Below are 17,821 nucleotides of genomic sequence, written 5' to 3'. Positions count from 1 at the left end.
TGCCCGATTGGAGTTGCCTGATGAATGCCGAAACGCAGCAGAGGATTCTTGACGCCGTCGATGCCGGCTTCGAAACCCAGCTCGCGACAACCCGCGATTTCGTGGCGATCCCCTCGACCCGCGGGGCGGAAGGGCCTTGCCAGGACATGATCGGCGACCTCCTGCGCGCGCGCGGCTACGAGGTCGACGACTGGCACATCAATGTCGACGACCTCAAGGATCTGCGCGGCTTCGGGCCCATCGAGCACGATTTTTCGAAGGCGCGCACTGTGGTCGGCACGTACCGGCCCAAAACCGAGGCGGGCAAATCGCTGATCCTCCAGGGTCATTGCGACGTCGTACCGGCCGGGCCGCTGGAACTGTGGGACACCCCGCCGTTCTCGCCCGTCATCGAGGACGGCAAGATGTTCGGTCGCGGTGCCTGCGACATGAAGTCGGGCACCATCGCAGCGCTCTCCGCGCTCGATGCTATCAAGGCCGCAGGCCTCAAGCCTACGGCGCGGATTCACTTCCAGTCCGTGATCGAGGAGGAGAGCACAGGCGTCGGCGCGCTCTCGACGCTTCAACGCGGCTATCGTGCCGATGCTTGCTTCATTCCTGAGCCGACCGGCGGCAAGATGGTGCGCTCGCAGGTCGGCGTGATCTGGTTCCGCCTGCGCGTGAAGGGCCATCCGACCCATGTCGCCTTCGCCGGCTCCGGCGCGAACGCAATCATGGCGGCCTATCATTTGATCCAGGCGCTGCAAAAACTCGAGATCGAGTGGAACGAGCGCGCGAAAGCCGATCGTCACTTCAAGACGCTGAACCATCCCATCAACTTCAACCCCGGCATCATCAAGGGCGGCGACTGGGCCTCCAGCGTGCCGGCCTGGTGCGACGTCGATTGCCGGATCGCCGTGTTGCCGGGCTGGTCGATCGCCGATCACCAGAAGGAGATCATGGCCTGCGTTGCGGCTGCCGCGCGCAACCACCGCTTCCTCGCCAACAATCCCCCGGAGGTCGAATGGTCGGGCTTTTTGTCGGAAGGCTATGAGCTGACCGACGCCGCCGCGCCTGAGGCGGCGTTCGGCAAGGCCTTCAACACCGTCTATGGCGGCGCAGTCGAAGATCTCGTCTTCACCGCGCTCACCGACACCCGCTTTTACGGCCTCAATCACGGCATCCCGAGCCTGTGCTTCGGCGCGAGCGGCGGCGAGATGCACGGCTTCAATGAATATGTCGATCTGGACTCGCTTAAGAGGACGACCAAGGCAATGGCGCTATTCATCGCGAATTGGTGCGGGGTGGAGAAGGGCTAGGGGCCTTCCGCCGTCATTGCGAGGAGCCCTTGCGATGAAGCAATCCAGTCTGTCACCGCGGAGACAGTCTGGATTTGCTTCCGCCTTCGCTAAAGCTTCGGCGGACAAGTCGCTGCGCTCGCAATGACGGGGATTGCCCAATCCACCGGCGTTCAAAATCCTTTAAGCTTAAAAGAAAGACTAGGATGCCGCCCGCGCCGGTGGCAGACTGGCGCCAGGTCCAGATGGCCTTGAGTCCGTCGAGGAAGCACGATGCGCGATTGGGATGACGCTTATGCCAATTCGGCCCATATCCCGGGCTCGGACAAGATACCGGCGCTGTGGGCGGAGCGGGCGGCGGCTTATCGCGCCGGGCTTAAGAAGTTTCGCGCCGACATCGCCTATGGCGCCGGCGAGCGCCAGCGGCTCGACCTCGTCCTGCCCGACGGCGACAGCAAGGGCCTCGTCGTGTTCGTCCACGGCGGCTATTGGATGCGCTTCGACAAATCGGCATGGACTGATCTCGCCGAAGGCGCGCTTCATCATGGCTGGACCGTGGCACTGCCAAGCTACACGCTGACGCCGGCCGCGCGCATCTCCGACATTACGGCAGAAATCACCACGGCGACCGCCAAGGCGGCCTCGCTCGTCGCGGGTCCGATCCGGCTCGCCGGCCATTCCGCCGGCGGCCATCTCGTCACGCGCATGCTGTGCGACGACAGCCGGCTGGAGCCGGCCGTCGCCGACCGCATCGCCGGCACGCTTTCGATCAGCGGCCTGCATGATCTGCGTCCACTGCTCAAGACCAGGATGAACGACACCCTGCGCATGACGATGGAGGAGGCGACGCTGGAAAGCGCGGCGCTGCATCTGCCGCGCGGGCCTTCGCAGGTGACCGCCTGGGTCGGTGGCAACGAGCGACCCGAATTCATCCGCCAGTCCGATCTGATGGCCAATGTCTGGACTGGATTCGACGTGCCGACTCGTCTTGTCGTCGATCCCGGGCTGAACCATTTCACCGTGATCGACGCCCTCAAGGACCCGTCGTCGCCAATCACCGCGCGCCTGATCGGCCTCGACTGACGGGGCCTCAAAGATCGATTGAAAGGGCCTGCCATGACGTCCAGCCAATACGATCCCGCAAGCGAAGGCGCCGAGACCGATTTCGCCCGGCGCATGTCCTACGGAAGCTATCTGGCGCTGGACGCGATCCTCGGCGCGCAGCATCCGCTGTCGGAAGCGCATGACGAGATGCTGTTCATCATCCAGCATCAGACCACCGAACTGTGGATGCGGCTCGCCATCCACGAGCTCAGCGCCGCACGCCGTTCGATCGCGAAGGACGAGGTGCAGCCTGCAATGAAGATGCTGGCACGGATGTCGCGCATCTTCGAGCAGCTCAACGGCGCCTGGGACGTGCTGCGCACCATGACGCCCAGCGAGTATACGCGCTTCCGCTCGCAGCTTGGCCAGTCCTCAGGCTTCCAGTCGCGGCAATACCGGTTGATCGAATTCCTGCTCGGCAATCGCAACCACGCCATGCTCAAGCCGCACGCGCACGATCTGGAAACCACGCAGCTGCTCGAAACCGAACTCGCGACCCCGAGCCTTTATGACGAGGTGCTGCGGCTCGCCGACCGCAACGGGCTCAAGATGCCCGCGGCGGTGCTGGCGCGCGATGTTCGCGAAACTCATAGCTTCAATGAAGGTGTGCTGCAGGCATGGCGTATCGTCTACGAGGCGCCGGAAACGCACTGGATGCTCTATGAGCTCGCCGAAAAGCTGGTCGATTTCGAGGATTATTTCCGGCGCTGGCGCTTCAACCATGTGACGACGGTCGAGCGCGTTATCGGCTTCAAGCGCGGCACCGGCGGCACCGGCGGCGTCAGCTACCTCAAGCGGATGCTGGAGGTCGAACTGTTTCCCGAACTCTGGCGCGTGCGCACGATCCTGTAGAGATTTTCATGACCAAGCTTCGCGTCTACGACGACACCAAAGCGCTGTTCCATATGCCGGACGGTGTGATCTATCTCGACGGCAATTCGCTCGGCGCGTTGCCGCTTGGTGTCGCCGAGCGCGTCAGCCGCGTCATCACCGCCGAGTGGGGTGATGAGTTGATCCGCGCATGGAATACGGCGGGCTGGTATGCCCAACCGCGCCACGTCGGCGATCGCATCGCGCGGCTGATCAGTGCGGAAGCCGGCTCCGTCATGGTCGGAGATACGCTGTCGCTCAAGGTCTATCAGGCGCTCGCCGCCGCGCTTGACATGAACGCATCGCGCAAGGTCGTCCTGTCAGACACCGGCAATTTTCCGACCGACCTCTACATGGCCGAAGGCCTGATCGCGACGCTCGGCCGTGGCCATCAATTGCGCCTGGTGGCGCCGGAGCAGATCGAGGCTTCGTTGTCGGAGGAGATCGCGGTGCTCTACATCACCGAGGTCGACTACCGCAGCGGACGCCGCCACGACATGGCGAAGCTGACCGCAAGAGCGCATGCGCTTGGCATCGTCACGGTCTGGGACCTCGCGCATTCGGCCGGTGCGCTGCCGGTTGACCTTGCGGGTACCGGCGCTGATTTCGCCGCCGGATGCACCTACAAATACATCAACGCCGGCCCCGGCGCGCCGGCCTTTCTCTACGTCGCGCCGCGCCACGCCGACAGCGTGCGCGCCGCTTTGTCGGGGTGGATGGGACACGCAAAGCCGTTCGCATTCGAGCTTGCCTATGCGGCCGCAGGCGGCGTCGAGCGCATGCGCGTCGGCACGCCGCCGGTGCTGGCAATGGCGGCATTGGAGGCCTCGCTCGACATCTGGGACCGCGTCGATATGGCGGAGGTCCGGGCCCGCTCGCTGGCGCTAGGCGATCTCCTGATTGCCGAGGTCGACCGCCGCTGTCCGTCCTTGAAGCTCGTTACGCCGCGCACCCATGAGCGCCGCGGGTCTCAGGTCTCCTTTGCTTTCGACGGCGGCTATGCCGTGATGCAGGCCCTCATCGCCCGCGGCGTCATCGGCGATTTCCGCGCGCCTGACATCATGCGATTTGGCATCGCGCCGCTGTATATCGGCGAGAGCGAGATCATGCGGGCGGCCGAGATCACGGAAGAGGTGATCGCGGGCGAGATTTGGCGGCGGCCAGAGTATCAGGTGGTGAATGCGGTGACGTGAGGGGGCCCGTGCCCCGGACGCAGCGCAGCGCCTCTAGGCGATGCGCTGCAGAGCCGAATGTCACGGCGGCGATTACCTCGGACGTCATTGCTTTGCCGCGCGGAGCAATTCACCCTGAGAGCAGAATGATTTGGGAGGAGATCCGATGACGCCGCTCGAGAAACTTAAAGCAATGAAGATGCCGTTTGCCGAACTCAAGGGCGTCGAGTTCGTCGAAGCCGGAAAGGATCGCGTGGTGGCGCGGATGATGGTCAGGCCCGATCTCTGCACACTTCATCACACGATTCACGGAGGCGCGGTGATGGCGCTGGCCGATTCCGTCGGCGCGGCGGCCACCGTGATCAATCTGCCGGAGGACGCCAAGGGCACGACCACGCTCGAGAGCAAGACCAATTTCATCGGCGGGGCCAAGGAGGGAACCACGGTGATCGCGACCGCTACCCCAATCCACAGAGGCCGGCGCACCCAGGTCTGGACCACCCGGCTGGAGACCGAGGACGGCAAGCTGATCGCCGTGGTGACGCAGACCCAGCTGGTCCTCGTATGAATACGGGGGCTTGATTTTATTAACGAATTAGTCGCCTCCAATGCCCGAAACTTGGGCAGGTTCCCGTCTTGAAAAGTTTGTTGCGATGCACAATATTGGAGGCCTAGGGATTCGAACGCCTCCTCGAGGGACACCAAGAGGAGTTTTGACTTGTCACTCGCAGCAGATTTTGGACTTGAAGTAACCAGCCGCCCGAAGTCCGTCCAGGGCTACGTGCGGACCTTGAGCCAGCAGGAAGAATTGCCGCTTTTGCGCGATCATCTGCTGAGGCTCGATGCCGAAAGCCGGCACGACCGCTTCAACGGTTTTCTCGACGACAGTTTTATCGAGCGTTACGCCGCGCGCTGTGCCGAGGACGGCACCGTGATCGTCGCCTACATCGTCGATGGCGTGGTCCGCGGTGCGGCCGAGCTGCATCCGCCAGAGGGCGATTCGCTGCCCGAGGTCGCCTTCAGCGTGGAAGCCTCGGCGCGGCGCCAGAACGTCGGCACCGTGCTGTTCAGCCGTTTGATCGCGGAAGCGCGCTGGAAAGGCTACAAGCGCCTGCGCATTACAACCGGTGCCGAGAATCACGCAATGCGCGCGCTCGCCAGGAAGTTCGGGGCGCATCTGCAATTCCGTCATGGCGAATCGACCGGTACGATCGATCTCGCCAAGGCGCCTGAGGACGAGCTCGCTGATCTCGCGGCCTCGCCATTCGCGGCCGGCCGCGCTCTTATCAGCTTCAACTCGACCTGCTGGAAGATCATTTCCAGCATCTATGGCAATCGCGCCGCCTGACCTGAAAAAGCCGACTGGAATCAAAAAGCGGACCGGCAAAACCGGTCCGCTTTTGTATTGGAAATAGGGAACTAAGCCTTCAGGTGCCGGTGCGCTTGTCGTTGCCGAAGCGGCGCACGACACGGCGTTCGACCACCACCGAGCGCTGCGCACCCTGTTCGCCGGCGATCACGCGGGTCGAGGTGATGCGGCTGTTGGTGCGAACCTGTTTCTTGACCTCGGCCTGGACGACATCAAGCGGCATGCCCATCAGGGCTGCGGCGATCTCGGCCTGCTGCTCCTGATCATCGGTGATGCCGACGGCGGCGAAGATCGCCTCGTCCAGGGTCGGCGGATCGTGGCGCACGCGCCGCGTGCCATATTTGGTATTCCAGTCTGCGTTCATAACGGCCTCGTTTCGATGCCGGGATACCTAGTGCCGTCTATGTTGCATTGCAATATGAAATCGGTGTGGCATCTCAGCTATGCACCGGTTGGGTGTCAGGGTGGTGACGCGACACCGGCAACATCCGCAACCCGCTGCTGTGGCCAGCGTTTCAGCGCCGCGTGGCCCGCTTCCGTCAGCCCGTAGATTCCCCGTTCGGTGCGTTCGAACCAGCCATACACATTGTTAAGCATGATCTTGCCGGCATCGGGACAGCGTTGGCGCAACTCGCTCACCCTCCGCGGGCCTGCCGCAAGCTCCGAGGCGCAGGCCAGCGCCTGCTGCCGATAAGCCGTCATGATCGGCGCGCGCGTGCTGCCGCCCAGCACCGGATCGCCCTGGCGGCGCTGATGCTCCGCAACGAGGCGCGAACGGACCTTCGGCTCGCGGCGTGGGGCTGCCGTCGGCGGCTTCACCAGCACCTCGACCTGACCCCGGTCGGTCACCCCGAGCATGCCGAAGCCGAGGCGGCGACAGAGATTGCGATAGCGCGCGTCGGTCTCGCGTCCCTTGCCGCGCACCGACATCTTTGCTGCGATCCAGACCTCGTCGCCGGCCGGTGCACGATCGACCGCCTGAAGGATCAGCTCGAGATTGAAGGTGAGCTTGAGCTCGCCGATCACCACCACCGGCGGATCGCCGGCGCTGAGGCCCACGAGATCGCAGCCGCCGATCTCGCCCTTGACCGTGAAGCCGAGCTCTTCGAGGAAGCGTTTGACAGGCAGATAGAGCGTGGTTTCCAAAGCAAGCTTCCGAGTGTCACGTCCGAGAATCAGTCTGCGGCAGTTTAGCCCCGGAATGGACTTAGAGCTCTGCGCCATTTGATCGGGAACAGATGATCCGGCTATCCTGAGGGTAGGATAATCGGGCGGTTCACGAAGATGACCATCAGGAATGGGCTCTATCATATCCGCATCGAAATGTTGGATGCCGTCCAGGGCGGCAACCAGGGCGTCATGGTGATGCGCGACGGCAGCATGCGGGGAGGGGATTCGTTCTTCTTCGCCTACGGCAGCTACACCTCGGCCGACGGCAAGTGGAAGGGCGAGCTGACCAACGAGGAACATTCCCCTTCGTTCGACGAGCGCCCGGTGTGGGGCCGCAAGGTCGTGACCATCGGCTTCAGCGGTACCTATAATGACGAGACCGCGTACGGCGAGGGCATCGCGCTCGCCGGCAAACAGAGCATCCGTTTCAAAGGCAATCTCCGGCTCTTGGTGCCGGATTGATTACACCCGGCCGCCGACCGGGATCAGCGCGCCGGTGACGCCGCTCGCGGCATCGCTGGCGAGGAACAGGATGACTTCGGCGAGTTCTTGCGGTGTCACCCATTTGGTGAAGTCCGCTTTCGGCATGTCGGCGCGATTGGCCTTGGTGTCGATGATCGAGGGCAGCACAGCGTTCACGGTCACCTTGCTTTTCCACTCGCTTGCCAACGCCTCGGTGAGGCGATGGACGCCGGCTTTCGACGCCGCATAGGGGCCCATGCCGGAGCCGGCCTGAAGCGCGCCCATGGCGCCGATGTTGACGATGCGGCCGGCCTTGGACGCGGCCAGATGCGGAAGCGCCGCGTGCGAGGCGTTGAGCGCCGTCAGCAGGTTGAGCGCATGCATGCGCTGCCATGTCTTGATGTCGCCGTCGCCCACGGTCTCGAAGGCGAAGCCGCCGGCGATGTTGATCAGCCCATCGAGCTTGCCAAAGTGTCTTGCCGCCGCCTCGACCGCCGTCTTTGCTTGTGCTGCGTCGGACAAATCGACGCCGCCGATCTCGATGCGCTCAGGCGTCGCGGAGATTTGCGATGGCGCATGGTCGATGCCGGCCACGCGCGCGCCGCGCGACTGCGCGGTCTCGGCGACGACTTTTCCAAGTGCGCCGAGTGCGCCGGTCACCACAATGACTTTTCCCTGCACGAGACTCTCCGTCCATCAATGGGCCGGACTATTGCGCGGCCCGCATTGGACTTGCAATGGCGGCCGGTTCCAAATTGGGCTATAGATGCAACTTCAGATAGTGGAGGAGGCTGTTTCATGGGCGACAATTTGCCGACCCTCGAGTTTCCTGCTGCGATCGTTGACTTGCAGTATCCGCTGCCGAACTTCAGGAAAGCATTGGGCGGAAGGGGGCCCGTGCGCATCGTGGCGATGGGGTCGTCCTCGACGGCCGGACTTGGCAACGTGGTTGCATATCCAGCGCGGCTCGAGCTGTATTTGAGAAAGCACTACAAGGATGACGATCCCCATCGGGACATCCGGATAGATGTGCTCAACCGTGGCAAGGGCGGCGAAGAGGCGCCGCAAGAAGTGGCTCGGTTCAACGATGACATCTTTGCCGACAATCCTTCGCTGGTGCTCTGGCAGGTCGGAACCAACGCCGTGTTTCGCAGCAACGAATTCGACTTCGATAAAGTGTTGGCTAAGATCGCCGAGGGATTGGCCCGCCTGCGCGATCATCCGGCCACAGATGTCATTCTCATCAACCCGCAATACGTCACGGCCATGCTCGGCGACAATGCCAAGCTCTCGGAGAAGATGGTCTCGGCGATCCGGGCCGCCGCGCAAGAGGCCAAAGTCAATTTGTTCCAGCGCTGGGCCCTGATGCGGCACTGGAACGAGCACAACAACGCCTCGCTCGAGCAACTGCTCGCGCCGGACGACGAGTTGAAGCTGCACCAGAGCGACTGGAGCACCATGCAAGTCGCGCGGGCTCTGCGTTCGGCGATCCTAACGGCGACGGGTGCAACACAGAGATGCCCGTGTATGATTACGACGTGAGATAGCGTTCTTTGAGCGCCGTCCGCTCGGCCGCGCCGAGCTTGAGCCCGTCCCGCAAATAGGTTTCGAGATCGCCATATTCGGCGCCGACAGCTTCGAAAGCCGCGGCAAGGTACGACGCCTCTACGCTACCGATGGCATTGCGTACGTCCTCGGGCAGATCGGTGGCCGCCGTCGCGTCGCGCTTGTAGTGCTGGTTGGTCAGCAGATAGTCCTCGGCAATGACGTCATCCGGCACGCCGAGCGCATGCAGGATCAGCGCGCTGGCAAAGCCGGTGCGGTCCTTGCCGGCGGTGCAGTGAATGACGAGCGGCGCGCGGTCCTCCAGGACATGACCGAACAGGTTGCGGAAACTGGCCGTGTTGTGGCGGACATAGTTGCGATAGGATTCGCGCATGAGTTCGAGCGCGACCGGCGCGGTCAGCCTGCCTCTGGCGAGCTCGGCGCGCAGCGCGGCCACGACCGTCGGCTCGATCGGCAGCGAATGCACGGCGATCTCGTTGATCACGCAGACGCCCGCCGCGCGCTCCTCGACGCCGCGAAAATCGAAGGCGCTGCGCACACCCAGCGCGCGGACGATCTCGACATCGGCAGCAGTGAGCTGGCCGAGATGGTTGGAGCGGAAGATGTGCCGCCAGCGCGTGGTCCGGCCATCTGCGGTCGGATAGCCGCCGAGGTCGCGAAAATTGCTGGCGCCCTGCAGGGCGAGATGGCGGGCAGGGGAGCCCTGTACCGAGGAGTCTTGTCCGGAGGAGTCTTGCAGGGACTTGTCTTGCATGAGATCAGTTTGGGTTATGGTTCCATTGGACGCACAACGGGCGTCCTTGAATCTATTACAGGGGGCGATCATGGGCCGGCACAAGGCCATTCTTTTGACGGTAGCCATGCTGGCGGGCGGAGTGATCGGAGCGCGGCAGGCCGATGCGCAGACGTTCCGGACCTACCACTGCGCCGATGGTACGCAGTTCATCGTTGGGTTTTATGACGCCGACAAGCGCGCCTTCCTCCAGATCGACGGCGAGCCTGTCACGCTTGCGAAGCGGCTGACGGTCTCCGGCGCGCGCTATTCGGGGGCGGGCATCACGCTTGTGATCGGCAAGACCGGCAGCACCACGGTCAAGCATCTGAAGCGGCCGGTCACGGCCTGCGCGGGGATCTGAACGGCGGCATTTCCACAAAAATCAAAAAGGGCCGAAACTTCGTTGTTTCGACCCTTTTTCAAACTGACGCCGGACGCTTGAGAGGGCGCGGCGGTATTGAGCCGAACGCAGGCATCAGCGATCCCATTTCGGCTTGGCTTCATCGACTGCTTCCTGATGGTACCAGCTGCCGCTGCAAATCGTCTCGTTCACGGGGAGCGAGGCGTGGTTGGCGGGAAGGCGGGTCTCACCGTTGCGGCGCCCCCCGAGAGCGGAGCGGCCCCCGACAGGGAATTGGTAGATCTGTGCAGATCCGTGACTCAGTCCATTGTTCATCATTGCGGTATCTCCCGAGATCGCAGCGCTGGCCTCCATGGTGCGCCCGACTCGTTGGCTTGTGGTTACTGGAATCCCCATATCGGCCGTGCATTCCGAAATGCAAAGTGCTGAAAAGGAAATCAGCCTTGGCCTATTTTGTAGGCAGGGTGCATTCTGCTTCCTCCAAGGCAGCGGTCGGGTGGCTAACGCGTGGGCCATTGCGAAGGTTGCGGGCGACGGGGCACAGACTTGGCGAATATTGCCGGACGTTGATGCGCGTTTAGTCGGCAACCTCAGGCCGGGGCCCGCCTGCTCCAGAATCGGGCGTTTTCCGCGGGATTTTTGCGGTGCAGCTTCACGCAAAGGTGCGCCGCTATGACGCACGGCGCAGTCGACGATCCGCCGGGCGGGAGAGGAGGCCGGCCGCGGTGGAAAACCTCCCGCGCTGCGGCCTTTTGGCACGTTAAATGCTTGGAAAGGGTCGGCCGATGTTGGCCGGGTAAACAATCGTGCGGGGGCCTGCGGCCCCCACCTTTCGCATCATCTACAGAGAGGCTCAATGACCAAGTATAAGCTCGAGTACATCTGGCTCGACGGATATACGCCGACTCCGAACTTGCGCGGCAAAACTCAGATCAAGGAATTCGCGTCGTTCCCGACGCTCGAGCAGCTTCCGCTCTGGGGCTTCGATGGCTCCTCCACCCAGCAGGCTGAGGGCCACAGCTCCGATTGCGTGCTGAAGCCGGTCGCGGTGTTCCCGGATGCCGCCCGCACCAACGGTGTGCTCGTGATGTGCGAAGTCATGATGCCCGACGGCAAGACCCCGCACTCGACCAACAAGCGCGCCACCATCCTCGACGATGCCGGCGCCTGGTTCGGCTTCGAGCAGGAATACTTCTTCTACAAGGACGGCCGTCCGCTCGGCTTCCCGGCCTCCGGCTATCCGGCGCCCCAGGGTCCGTACTACACCGGCGTCGGCTTCTCGAACGTCGGCGACGTCGCCCGCAAGATCGTCGAAGAGCATCTCGACCTCTGCCTGGCCGCCGGCATCAACCATGAAGGCATCAACGCGGAAGTCGCGAAGGGCCAGTGGGAATTCCAGATCTTCGGCAAAGGCTCCAAGAAGGCCGCTGACGAAATGTGGATGGCCCGCTACCTGATGCTGCGCCTGACCGAGAAGTACGGCATCGACATCGAGTTCCACTGCAAGCCGCTGGGCGACACCGACTGGAACGGCTCCGGCATGCACGCCAACTTCTCGACCGAGTACATGCGTACGGTCGGCGGCAAGGAGTACTTCGAGGCGCTGATGGCCGCCTTCGACAAGAACCTGATGGACCACATCGCCGTCTACGGCCCGGACAACGACAAGCGTCTGACCGGCAAGCACGAGACCGCGCCCTGGAATAAGTTCAGCTACGGCATTGCCGATCGTGGTGCTTCGATCCGCGTGCCGCACTCCTTCGTCAACAACGGTTACAAGGGCTATCTGGAAGACCGTCGTCCGAATTCGCAGGGCGACCCATACCAGATCGCTTCGCAGATCCTGAAGACGATCGCCTCCGTGCCGGCCGACAAGAAGGCCGCCGCCTAAGATCCTCCCGGCCCGGGCTGGGGGGCTGGCCCGGGTTGGACTTCGATCCGCCGAAGCCGAAAGGCTTCGGCGGATTTTTCATTCTGATGACAGCCGTTTGCGGAGCCGCCTCGGACCTCATGGCGGGAAACTTGTCCATCGCCGCCGAAAGCGGGATAGAGTGCGCCTGGGTGCGCGCAGGGCCGGGGACGGCTGGTGTTTGAAGGCTTCTACAAGGTGAGATTTCAGCTCGGCGACGCCGTCGGCCGAAGCGTGATGCATGCCGGCAACGGCAAGATGCTCGGCGGCAATTCGGCCTTCGCCCATATCGGCACCTACGCGAAGACGGAAGGCGGCGTCGACATCGTGATCAACACCGTCCGCCACAACCCCGATCCGAACTATCGCGCCATGGCGGGCACGGACGACGCGACCCTGCTTGCCAAGGGCTGGGCCGACGGCGATCTCTATCGCTTCAAGGGCGAGCTCAAGGAGCTGCCCGGCGTACCCTTTCAGTCGTTGATGATACCCATCACCGAAGACGAGATGCCGATCGCCGGCGGCGTCGGCGAGGCCGGCATCGCCGACGGGCTCTACTCGGTGCATCTGCGCATGCTCGACGGCGTCGACGGCGGTCTCACCGGCGTGATGCTGCTCAACAAGGGCCGCATCCTCGGCGGCGATGCATCGTTCTATTATCTCGGCAGCTACACCGCCGCCAACGGGCGCTGGAAGGGCCAGATCCTGAATCAGGAGCACACGCCGGCCAAGGACGATCCGATCTTCGGCGGCCACGAGGTCGGCATCGGCTTCTCCGGCACTTATGATGCCGAGCAGGCGGTGCTGGAGGCAACGGCGCTCGCTGGCAAGCGTAGCCTGCGCCTGACCGCCGCGCTCAAGCTGATGCACCGCGCCTGATCGCCACAGGAATCGCTGATGGAAAAAATTCGCATGCTTTCGACGCTCGGCCTGATGGGCGCGATGCGCAGCCTGTCCTCCGCGTACGAGACCGCAACCGGCGTCCACATCGACGCCGATTTCGCGCCGACGCTGGCGCTGCTCAAGCGGTTGCGCGACGGCGAGGCCGCCGATCTCGTCATCCTCACCCGCGAAGGGCTCGACGAGATGATCGACGAGGGCCGCGTCGTCTCAGGGAACGCGGCCGATCTCGCGCGCTCCTTCGTCGGCATCGCGGTGCGGGTGGGGCAAGCGCATCCCGATATCGCCACGGAAACCGCGCTGCGCAAGGCGCTGCTCGCGGCGCGGTCCGTGGCCTATTCGCGGCTGGGTGCGAGCGGCGTCTATTTCGCCCGGTTGATCGCGCAGATGGGCATCGCGGCAGAGATCAACGCCAAAGCCACCATCGTCGAGCAGGGCTTTACCGCGGAGCGGCTCGTGAGCGGCGAGGCTGAGCTCGCCGTGCAGCAGATCAGCGAACTGAAGCAGGTCGAAGGCATCGAGGTGATCGGACCGATTCCGCATGATCTGCAAACGCCGGCCGTGTTCTCCGCCGGCCGGATGACAAACGCCGAGCATGCCGACGCCGCGGATCGGCTGCTGCGCTATCTGGCATCACCCGAGGTCGTCCCCGTGCTGCGCCAATCGGGACTCGAGCCTTGAATTTGCCGGCGCGACGACGCAACTTGGCGTCCATGCGGACTTTCCTCGTTGCCATCCTTCTCACGCTTGCGGCGCCGTTGTCGGCGCATGCGCAATCGGCCGATCTCGTCCTGTGCGACCGCGTCGCCGCGGACCCCAGCGATCCCGACAAGCCGGCCGATATGAAGGGCGTGACGGAGATTGCGGCCTCCGACGTTGCGACCGCCATCAAATTCTGCAAGCAGGCCGCACCCTCATCGCGGCGCGCGATGTTCGCGCTCGGCCGCGCCTATGCCGCCAACCGGCAGACGGCGGACGCGATGGCCGCCTGGCGCAAGGCCGCCGACAAGGGATCGAGTGCGGCAATGGTCGAGCTCGGTGTCGCCTACGGCACCGGCTCCGGTGTCGCCAGGGATGAAGCGCAGGCGCGCAAATTGTTCGAGAAAGCGGCGCAGGCCGGCAATCCCCGCGGCATCAGCAATCTCGCCGCGCTCGGCGGCAGCGGCGGTGCCGCGCCGGCCGATCCCGCACAGGCGCGCGCATTGCTCGGCAAGGCCGCAGAGACCAATGCCGAGGCGCAATACCAGCTCGGCATGATGCTCTCCGAAGGTACGGGTGGTGCGAAGGACGACGCCGCGGCGCGTGCGCTGTTCGAGAAGGCTGCCGCGCAAAACCATCCCGGCGCGCTGGAGCGGATGGGCGCCTTCGCGCAGGAAGGCCGCGGCGGACCAAAGGACAAGGACGCCGCGAAATCCTATTACGAGCGCGCTGCGGCGCTCGGCGACGCGGATGCCAAGCAGGCGCTGGAGCGGCTGCGCTGTCCCTATGCGATCAAGGACAAGCAGGGCAAGCTCGTCACCACGCTGTGCTTCTAAAGCGCGATGAACGCGCTTTGGATTCATGTGTGAGCATGACCTTTTCGGACAACCGCTGCGCACTTTTCCGGATCATGCTGTCGCTCACTTGTAGTAGTAGGCGAAATTGTTGCGGGCGTCGTGCTTGTGTCGACGGGGTCGAATGCGTCAGGAACCAGCTCGGACACGGTCCGTTGAATCCTCGACAGCAGGAGGCGCAACCATGATCCGCAAGCTCGCATCCGGCGAATATCGGCTCTATTCGCGCAAGGTGAATCCCAAGACCGGCAAGCGCCGCAACCTCGGCACGTTCAGGAGCCGCGCGGCGGCCGAGAAGCATGAGCGCGAGGTGCAGTATTTCAAGCGTCACTAGCGCCTGAGGAAGGCCGTCGCGACCGCCCGAACAAAAAACGCGAAAAACAACCCCATGCACAGTAGCCAAGTGCTTGAAATCTCAGCTCTCGCAAATGGTGTGAAATCGCCATCTACGGAATTGCCGAAATCGCTTGCGCCGTCGGGCAAAACAGGCGCATGATGGCATCATGGCAGGTTTGGCTTCGCGAATGGCCCTGCGCGAAAAAGCCCGATGGCCTTCGTGCGACGCTGGTGCTAGGTAGCGCGTGCTTTCCTTTTGATATTCCGGGTCAATTGCGTTGCTGGACGGGCTCTACAAGGTTGAATACGGCGTCAACGATGCCTTCGGCCGCAGCATCATGTGCATGCATGACGGCAAGCTGCTGGGCGGCAATTCGGCCTTCGCGCATCTCGGAAGCTATGTCGAGCGCGACGGTGAGATCATCGCCGAAGTCATCACCGAACGGCATAACGACGATCCCAACTACAAGCCACTGATGGGGGCTGATGTCGCCTCGATCGGCGCACGCGGCCGGCTCGTCGGCAACCAGATTCGCCTCGCGGGCAGCGCGGACACGATGCCGGGGGCCGGTTTCTGGGCCAATCTCACGCGGCTCGATGACGATGGGCTGCCGCCGCAGGGGACGATCGGTCCGGGCGGGGTCGTGAACGGGCTCTATGCAATTCATCTGCGCGCACTCGACGGCGTTGATGCCGGACTCTCCGGCGTCATGCTGCTGATGGACGGCCGCATCCTCGGCGGCGATGCTTTCTTCTACTACCTCGGCTCCTATTCCTCAGCTGACGGCCGCTGGAAGGGCGAGATGCTCAATCAGGAGCACACGCCAGCGAAAGGCGAAAACCCCGTGTTCGGCGGCTACGAGGTCGGGATCGGCTTCTCCGGCACCTGCACAGAAGACAGCGGCGAGCTCGAAGGCATTGCGCTCGCTGGCAAGCGTAGCTTGCGGCTGGCAGCATCGCTCAAGCTGATGCGAAGGGCGTAGGCTACCGATCAGCTCGTCGCGTGCTAGTCCTGGTTCTCCAATGCAGAGGGTCGCATGATTTGGCTGGATCTCTCGAGCCACTCACGCGTCGTGACCAGATTGACCGCATCGGTGAGGTACATCCCCACTGCGAGGCCACGGTCATAGCTTGCCCAGAAACGCGGAAGAATCTCGATGTTGCGTCCCCCGCGTCCGATGATCCTGACGAGCCCGGCTGATTCAGCGGAGATCATCAAGTTGCGGACATGGGTTCGGGAGACGCCGAAACGGCTGGTGGCCTCGATATAGGGCACGACCGCGCTCGGGTCGCCGGCATCCATTGCAGCCTTGAGCACCGCATTCTGGATGAGCGGCCCGGCGGCATGGCTGAAGAACAGCATCGTGTCCGGCAGCGTCATCATGAGGCGAGCCGCTGCAGGATTGAAGGGCGGAGATTTGCTGCAGTTGAGGACGTAAAAGTCCCGATCGCGCGAAAATATCGGGCCGTAATCGTGACCGGGATACAGCGTGGCAAGGGGCACATAGTGAGCCACCAGCCATTCGATGTGATGCGCGCGCAGCCTGTCCGTGGTTGCCAGCAATCGGACCCGGCCGTCGTCGGGGGCTCTGCGCAATTCGAGAAACCCGACCTCCCGCAACCGCGCGATCAAATGATCCACCTGCCGGTCGCTCGCGTATCCGAACAAGGCAAGTTGCTGTTTGAGGGCGCTGACGGTGAACCAGGTCTCGCGTCGGGAAGGGTCATGGGCGGCTTCGAGGACTGCCGCACAGTGGAAGACAAAGAACCGCCCCGCCTCCAGGAGAAGCCGAACCAGAAATGGTTCGCCCTCGTACACCTTCACGAAGCTTGCCAGATAAGCGTGCCGCGCCTCAGGCAGGCGAGAATGCTGCACGATCTCATCAAGCGTCAATCGCAACCGGCCGCCAACCAAGCGCTCAAGTTCGTCCTGCTCCAAAGCCGCCCCCTGATCCTGACGTGAGGAAAATATAAAAGGGGCGAAGCGATAGGCGCAATGTTTTCCATTCAATCCTGAGTAGAAGCCGCTAGGTTTCTGGCGATTGCTCGGGCACCGGCCGCCCCAAGGAAGTTTAGCTGAGGCGCGGCCGAGCCCGTGCGGCGTCGCAGTATGCAGCGATAGGCCGGCAGCGATCTTCAATGAGTGCGTGTGTTGTTTCCGATAGTACAAAATACTACTTAAAATTGTCTTTCATGAGGCGTGCCATTACGGAGTCCTTCAAAATGCCTGATACGAACACAGATTTCCCGCTCGTCCCCGAACTCGCGAACGCGAACAGTCAGCCGCCGGACAGGTCAGCCTATGTCCAGCTTCAAAGCGTGGATCGGCCCTTGGTCATGTGGGCCAATTCCGACAATTCGAGCAAGAGCGCCTATGTCTGCGACGAGCCGAACGAGAATCTGTCAAACACCACCGCGATCATCGAGAACTACTGGGACGGCAAGGGGCCGCCGGTCTACCAGCTGGTCTTGCGGCAGTTCTGGCGCCCCGTTGGGAAGTCGTACCATCGGATTCCAGTGGGCAACACCCTGACGATCAGTGTCACGAAGACTCAGGGGGTATCCTCGACAGTCTCACAGTCGATTACCGCATCGCTGGGCATCTCGTACAGCGCACTGAGCGCCGAGGTGTCAGCGACGTTCTCGAAATCCGTGACGACTAGCGACGAAAGCTCGTACGCAGAAACGGTCCAGATCAGTCCGCCAGCGGACGGAATGGTTCGGGTGTGGGTGCTGTGGCAGCTGGTGCACGAGATCGTGGCGATCCAGGGCTCGTACGACACCGGCGGCAAGTTCGTTTCCAACGGCAACGTGCTTCCGAAGGGGGACCGGAACTACGCCAATCGCAAGGCTCAAGTCGCGTGGAACGGGCGCGGTCGTTACAGTAGCGGGGCGTGGGTCAACTACGACGATACGTCCTGGTTGTTCCCGTCCGATACGTTCGTGGCCTACCAAAAGGACTTCCCCGCAAGCGGGGCTGTTGGCAGGCTGGCATAG

The 17,821-nt window shown here is 63.1% G+C and carries 22 protein-coding genes; 16 read left to right on the top strand and 6 right to left on the bottom strand.

Going from position 1 to position 17,821, the window contains the following annotated elements:
- Nucleotides 1-20: 20 nt before the first annotated feature.
- From AC0L21_RS01015 to AC0L21_RS00990, 6 genes are all read left to right on the top strand, one after another.
- The gene (locus AC0L21_RS01015; protein WP_473257082.1) at nt 21-1,298 is read left to right on the top strand and encodes an ArgE/DapE family deacylase; all 1,278 of its coding nucleotides are present in this window, start codon (nt 21-23) and stop codon (nt 1,296-1,298) included.
- 252 nt (nt 1,299-1,550) lie between these two features.
- Nucleotides 1,551-2,360, top strand: coding sequence for an alpha/beta hydrolase (locus AC0L21_RS01010; protein ID WP_473257080.1), 810 nt, complete (start codon nt 1,551-1,553; stop codon nt 2,358-2,360).
- Between the two features lie 33 nt (nt 2,361-2,393).
- Nucleotides 2,394-3,233 carry a tryptophan 2,3-dioxygenase gene (gene kynA, locus AC0L21_RS01005; RefSeq protein ID WP_473257078.1) on the top strand — a complete coding sequence of 280 codons (840 nt, stop codon included), beginning with the start codon at nt 2,394-2,396 and terminating at the stop codon, nt 3,231-3,233.
- 8 nt (nt 3,234-3,241) lie between these two features.
- Nucleotides 3,242-4,444, top strand: coding sequence for a kynureninase (kynU, locus tag AC0L21_RS01000; RefSeq protein WP_473257076.1), 1,203 nt, complete (start codon nt 3,242-3,244; stop codon nt 4,442-4,444).
- A gap of 145 nt (nt 4,445-4,589) precedes the next feature.
- A complete protein-coding gene (locus AC0L21_RS00995) occupies nt 4,590-4,991 on the top strand; it encodes a PaaI family thioesterase (protein WP_007609457.1) in 402 nt (133 codons plus the stop codon).
- A 150-nt stretch (nt 4,992-5,141) separates the two neighbouring features.
- Nucleotides 5,142-5,771, top strand: a complete 630-nt coding sequence (locus AC0L21_RS00990; RefSeq protein WP_007609461.1) for a GNAT family N-acetyltransferase — start codon at nt 5,142-5,144, stop codon at nt 5,769-5,771.
- Nucleotides 5,772-5,850: 79 nt separating this feature from the next.
- On the opposite strand, the gene AC0L21_RS00985 is transcribed toward AC0L21_RS00990, so the two are convergent.
- Together AC0L21_RS00985 and AC0L21_RS00980 are read right to left on the bottom strand one after the other, a co-directional pair.
- Nucleotides 5,851-6,156: a hypothetical protein gene (locus tag AC0L21_RS00985; protein ID WP_007591844.1), complete on the bottom strand. Its 306-nt coding sequence runs from the start codon at nt 6,154-6,156 to the stop codon at nt 5,851-5,853.
- Between the two features lie 95 nt (nt 6,157-6,251).
- Nucleotides 6,252-6,938 (bottom strand): DUF2161 domain-containing phosphodiesterase, encoded by a 687-nt coding sequence (locus tag AC0L21_RS00980; RefSeq protein WP_063992659.1) that lies wholly within the window; start codon nt 6,936-6,938, stop codon nt 6,252-6,254.
- 138 nt (nt 6,939-7,076) lie between these two features.
- Between AC0L21_RS00980 and AC0L21_RS00975 the strand changes: the two genes are divergently transcribed.
- Nucleotides 7,077-7,424 (top strand): hypothetical protein, encoded by a 348-nt coding sequence (locus AC0L21_RS00975; RefSeq protein ID WP_473250727.1) that lies wholly within the window; start codon nt 7,077-7,079, stop codon nt 7,422-7,424.
- Here the strand turns inward: AC0L21_RS00975 and AC0L21_RS00970 are convergent, their stop codons facing one another.
- Entirely contained in the window at nt 7,425-8,105 is a 681-nt protein-coding gene (locus AC0L21_RS00970) for an SDR family oxidoreductase (protein ID WP_473257073.1), read from the bottom strand.
- Nucleotides 8,106-8,222: 117 nt separating this feature from the next.
- On the opposite strand from AC0L21_RS00970, the gene AC0L21_RS00965 reads away from it, so the two are divergent.
- Nucleotides 8,223-8,966, top strand: a complete 744-nt coding sequence (locus AC0L21_RS00965; protein WP_473257071.1) for an SGNH/GDSL hydrolase family protein — start codon at nt 8,223-8,225, stop codon at nt 8,964-8,966.
- On the opposite strand, the gene AC0L21_RS00960 is transcribed toward AC0L21_RS00965, so the two are convergent.
- Entirely contained in the window at nt 8,956-9,744 is a 789-nt protein-coding gene (locus tag AC0L21_RS00960; protein WP_473257069.1) for a tyrosine-protein phosphatase, read from the bottom strand. The genes AC0L21_RS00965 and AC0L21_RS00960 overlap by 11 nt on opposite strands.
- 70 nt (nt 9,745-9,814) lie before the next feature.
- On the opposite strand from AC0L21_RS00960, the gene AC0L21_RS00955 reads away from it, so the two are divergent.
- Nucleotides 9,815-10,126 (top strand): MliC family protein, encoded by a 312-nt coding sequence (locus tag AC0L21_RS00955; RefSeq protein WP_473257066.1) that lies wholly within the window; start codon nt 9,815-9,817, stop codon nt 10,124-10,126.
- A gap of 114 nt (nt 10,127-10,240) precedes the next feature.
- On the opposite strand, the gene AC0L21_RS00950 is transcribed toward AC0L21_RS00955, so the two are convergent.
- Complete coding sequence (locus AC0L21_RS00950) at nt 10,241-10,441, bottom strand: DUF2735 domain-containing protein (RefSeq protein ID WP_371261365.1); 201 nt, start codon at nt 10,439-10,441, stop codon at nt 10,241-10,243.
- 541 nt (nt 10,442-10,982) lie between these two features.
- On the opposite strand from AC0L21_RS00950, the gene AC0L21_RS00945 reads away from it, so the two are divergent.
- The 6 genes from AC0L21_RS00945 to AC0L21_RS00920 all read left to right on the top strand — a co-directional run bounded on the left by AC0L21_RS00945 (nt 10,983) and on the right by AC0L21_RS00920 (nt 15,807).
- A complete protein-coding gene (locus tag AC0L21_RS00945; RefSeq protein ID WP_473250723.1) occupies nt 10,983-12,017 on the top strand; it encodes a glutamine synthetase beta-grasp domain-containing protein in 1,035 nt (344 codons plus the stop codon).
- A gap of 195 nt (nt 12,018-12,212) precedes the next feature.
- Nucleotides 12,213-12,914, top strand: a complete 702-nt coding sequence (locus tag AC0L21_RS00940) for a GrlR family regulatory protein (protein WP_473257064.1) — start codon at nt 12,213-12,215, stop codon at nt 12,912-12,914.
- A gap of 18 nt (nt 12,915-12,932) precedes the next feature.
- A complete protein-coding gene (locus AC0L21_RS00935) occupies nt 12,933-13,616 on the top strand; it encodes a substrate-binding domain-containing protein (protein ID WP_473257062.1) in 684 nt (227 codons plus the stop codon).
- 32 nt (nt 13,617-13,648) lie between these two features.
- Nucleotides 13,649-14,470 (top strand): tetratricopeptide repeat protein, encoded by an 822-nt coding sequence (locus AC0L21_RS00930; protein WP_473257061.1) that lies wholly within the window; start codon nt 13,649-13,651, stop codon nt 14,468-14,470.
- 202 nt (nt 14,471-14,672) lie between these two features.
- Nucleotides 14,673-14,822 carry a hypothetical protein gene (locus tag AC0L21_RS00925; protein WP_007591825.1) on the top strand — a complete coding sequence of 50 codons (150 nt, stop codon included), beginning with the start codon at nt 14,673-14,675 and terminating at the stop codon, nt 14,820-14,822.
- A 280-nt stretch (nt 14,823-15,102) separates the two neighbouring features.
- Nucleotides 15,103-15,807, top strand: coding sequence for a GrlR family regulatory protein (locus AC0L21_RS00920; RefSeq protein ID WP_007609499.1), 705 nt, complete (start codon nt 15,103-15,105; stop codon nt 15,805-15,807).
- 23 nt (nt 15,808-15,830) lie between these two features.
- Here the strand turns inward: AC0L21_RS00920 and AC0L21_RS00915 are convergent, their stop codons facing one another.
- The gene (locus AC0L21_RS00915) at nt 15,831-16,763 is read right to left on the bottom strand and encodes a hypothetical protein (protein ID WP_007609500.1); all 933 of its coding nucleotides are present in this window, start codon (nt 16,761-16,763) and stop codon (nt 15,831-15,833) included.
- A 284-nt stretch (nt 16,764-17,047) separates the two neighbouring features.
- Here AC0L21_RS00915 and AC0L21_RS00910 point away from each other — a divergent pair, with 284 nt between their 5' ends.
- A complete protein-coding gene (locus AC0L21_RS00910) occupies nt 17,048-17,821 on the top strand; it encodes a hypothetical protein (protein ID WP_473257060.1) in 774 nt (257 codons plus the stop codon).

The sequence above is a fragment of the Bradyrhizobium sp. WSM4873 genome, assembly GCF_055811355.1.
This window is presented reverse-complemented; position numbering and strand designations above follow the sequence as displayed.

What these genes read in the sequence shown, in the direction of transcription:
- AC0L21_RS01015 (WP_473257082.1), top strand. Translation starts at nt 21, where the DNA reads ATGAATGCCGAAACGCAGCAGAGGATTCTTGACGCCGTCGATGCCGGC.
- AC0L21_RS01010 (WP_473257080.1), top strand. Translation starts at nt 1,551, where the DNA reads ATGCGCGATTGGGATGACGCTTATGCCAATTCGGCCCATATCCCGGGC.
- kynA (WP_473257078.1), top strand. Translation starts at nt 2,394, where the DNA reads ATGACGTCCAGCCAATACGATCCCGCAAGCGAAGGCGCCGAGACCGAT.
- kynU (WP_473257076.1), top strand. Translation starts at nt 3,242, where the DNA reads ATGACCAAGCTTCGCGTCTACGACGACACCAAAGCGCTGTTCCATATG.
- AC0L21_RS00995 (WP_007609457.1), top strand. Translation starts at nt 4,590, where the DNA reads ATGACGCCGCTCGAGAAACTTAAAGCAATGAAGATGCCGTTTGCCGAA.
- AC0L21_RS00985 (WP_007591844.1), bottom strand. Translation starts at nt 6,156, where the DNA reads ATGAACGCAGACTGGAATACCAAATATGGCACGCGGCGCGTGCGCCAC.
- AC0L21_RS00975 (WP_473250727.1), top strand. Translation starts at nt 7,077, where the DNA reads ATGACCATCAGGAATGGGCTCTATCATATCCGCATCGAAATGTTGGAT.
- AC0L21_RS00965 (WP_473257071.1), top strand. Translation starts at nt 8,223, where the DNA reads ATGGGCGACAATTTGCCGACCCTCGAGTTTCCTGCTGCGATCGTTGAC.
- AC0L21_RS00960 (WP_473257069.1), bottom strand. Translation starts at nt 9,744, where the DNA reads ATGCAAGACAAGTCCCTGCAAGACTCCTCCGGACAAGACTCCTCGGTA.
- AC0L21_RS00955 (WP_473257066.1), top strand. Translation starts at nt 9,815, where the DNA reads ATGGGCCGGCACAAGGCCATTCTTTTGACGGTAGCCATGCTGGCGGGC.
- AC0L21_RS00950 (WP_371261365.1), bottom strand. Translation starts at nt 10,441, where the DNA reads ATGAACAATGGACTGAGTCACGGATCTGCACAGATCTACCAATTCCCT.
- AC0L21_RS00945 (WP_473250723.1), top strand. Translation starts at nt 10,983, where the DNA reads ATGACCAAGTATAAGCTCGAGTACATCTGGCTCGACGGATATACGCCG.
- AC0L21_RS00935 (WP_473257062.1), top strand. Translation starts at nt 12,933, where the DNA reads ATGGAAAAAATTCGCATGCTTTCGACGCTCGGCCTGATGGGCGCGATG.
- AC0L21_RS00930 (WP_473257061.1), top strand. Translation starts at nt 13,649, where the DNA reads ATGCGGACTTTCCTCGTTGCCATCCTTCTCACGCTTGCGGCGCCGTTG.
- AC0L21_RS00925 (WP_007591825.1), top strand. Translation starts at nt 14,673, where the DNA reads ATGATCCGCAAGCTCGCATCCGGCGAATATCGGCTCTATTCGCGCAAG.
- AC0L21_RS00910 (WP_473257060.1), top strand. Translation starts at nt 17,048, where the DNA reads ATGCCTGATACGAACACAGATTTCCCGCTCGTCCCCGAACTCGCGAAC.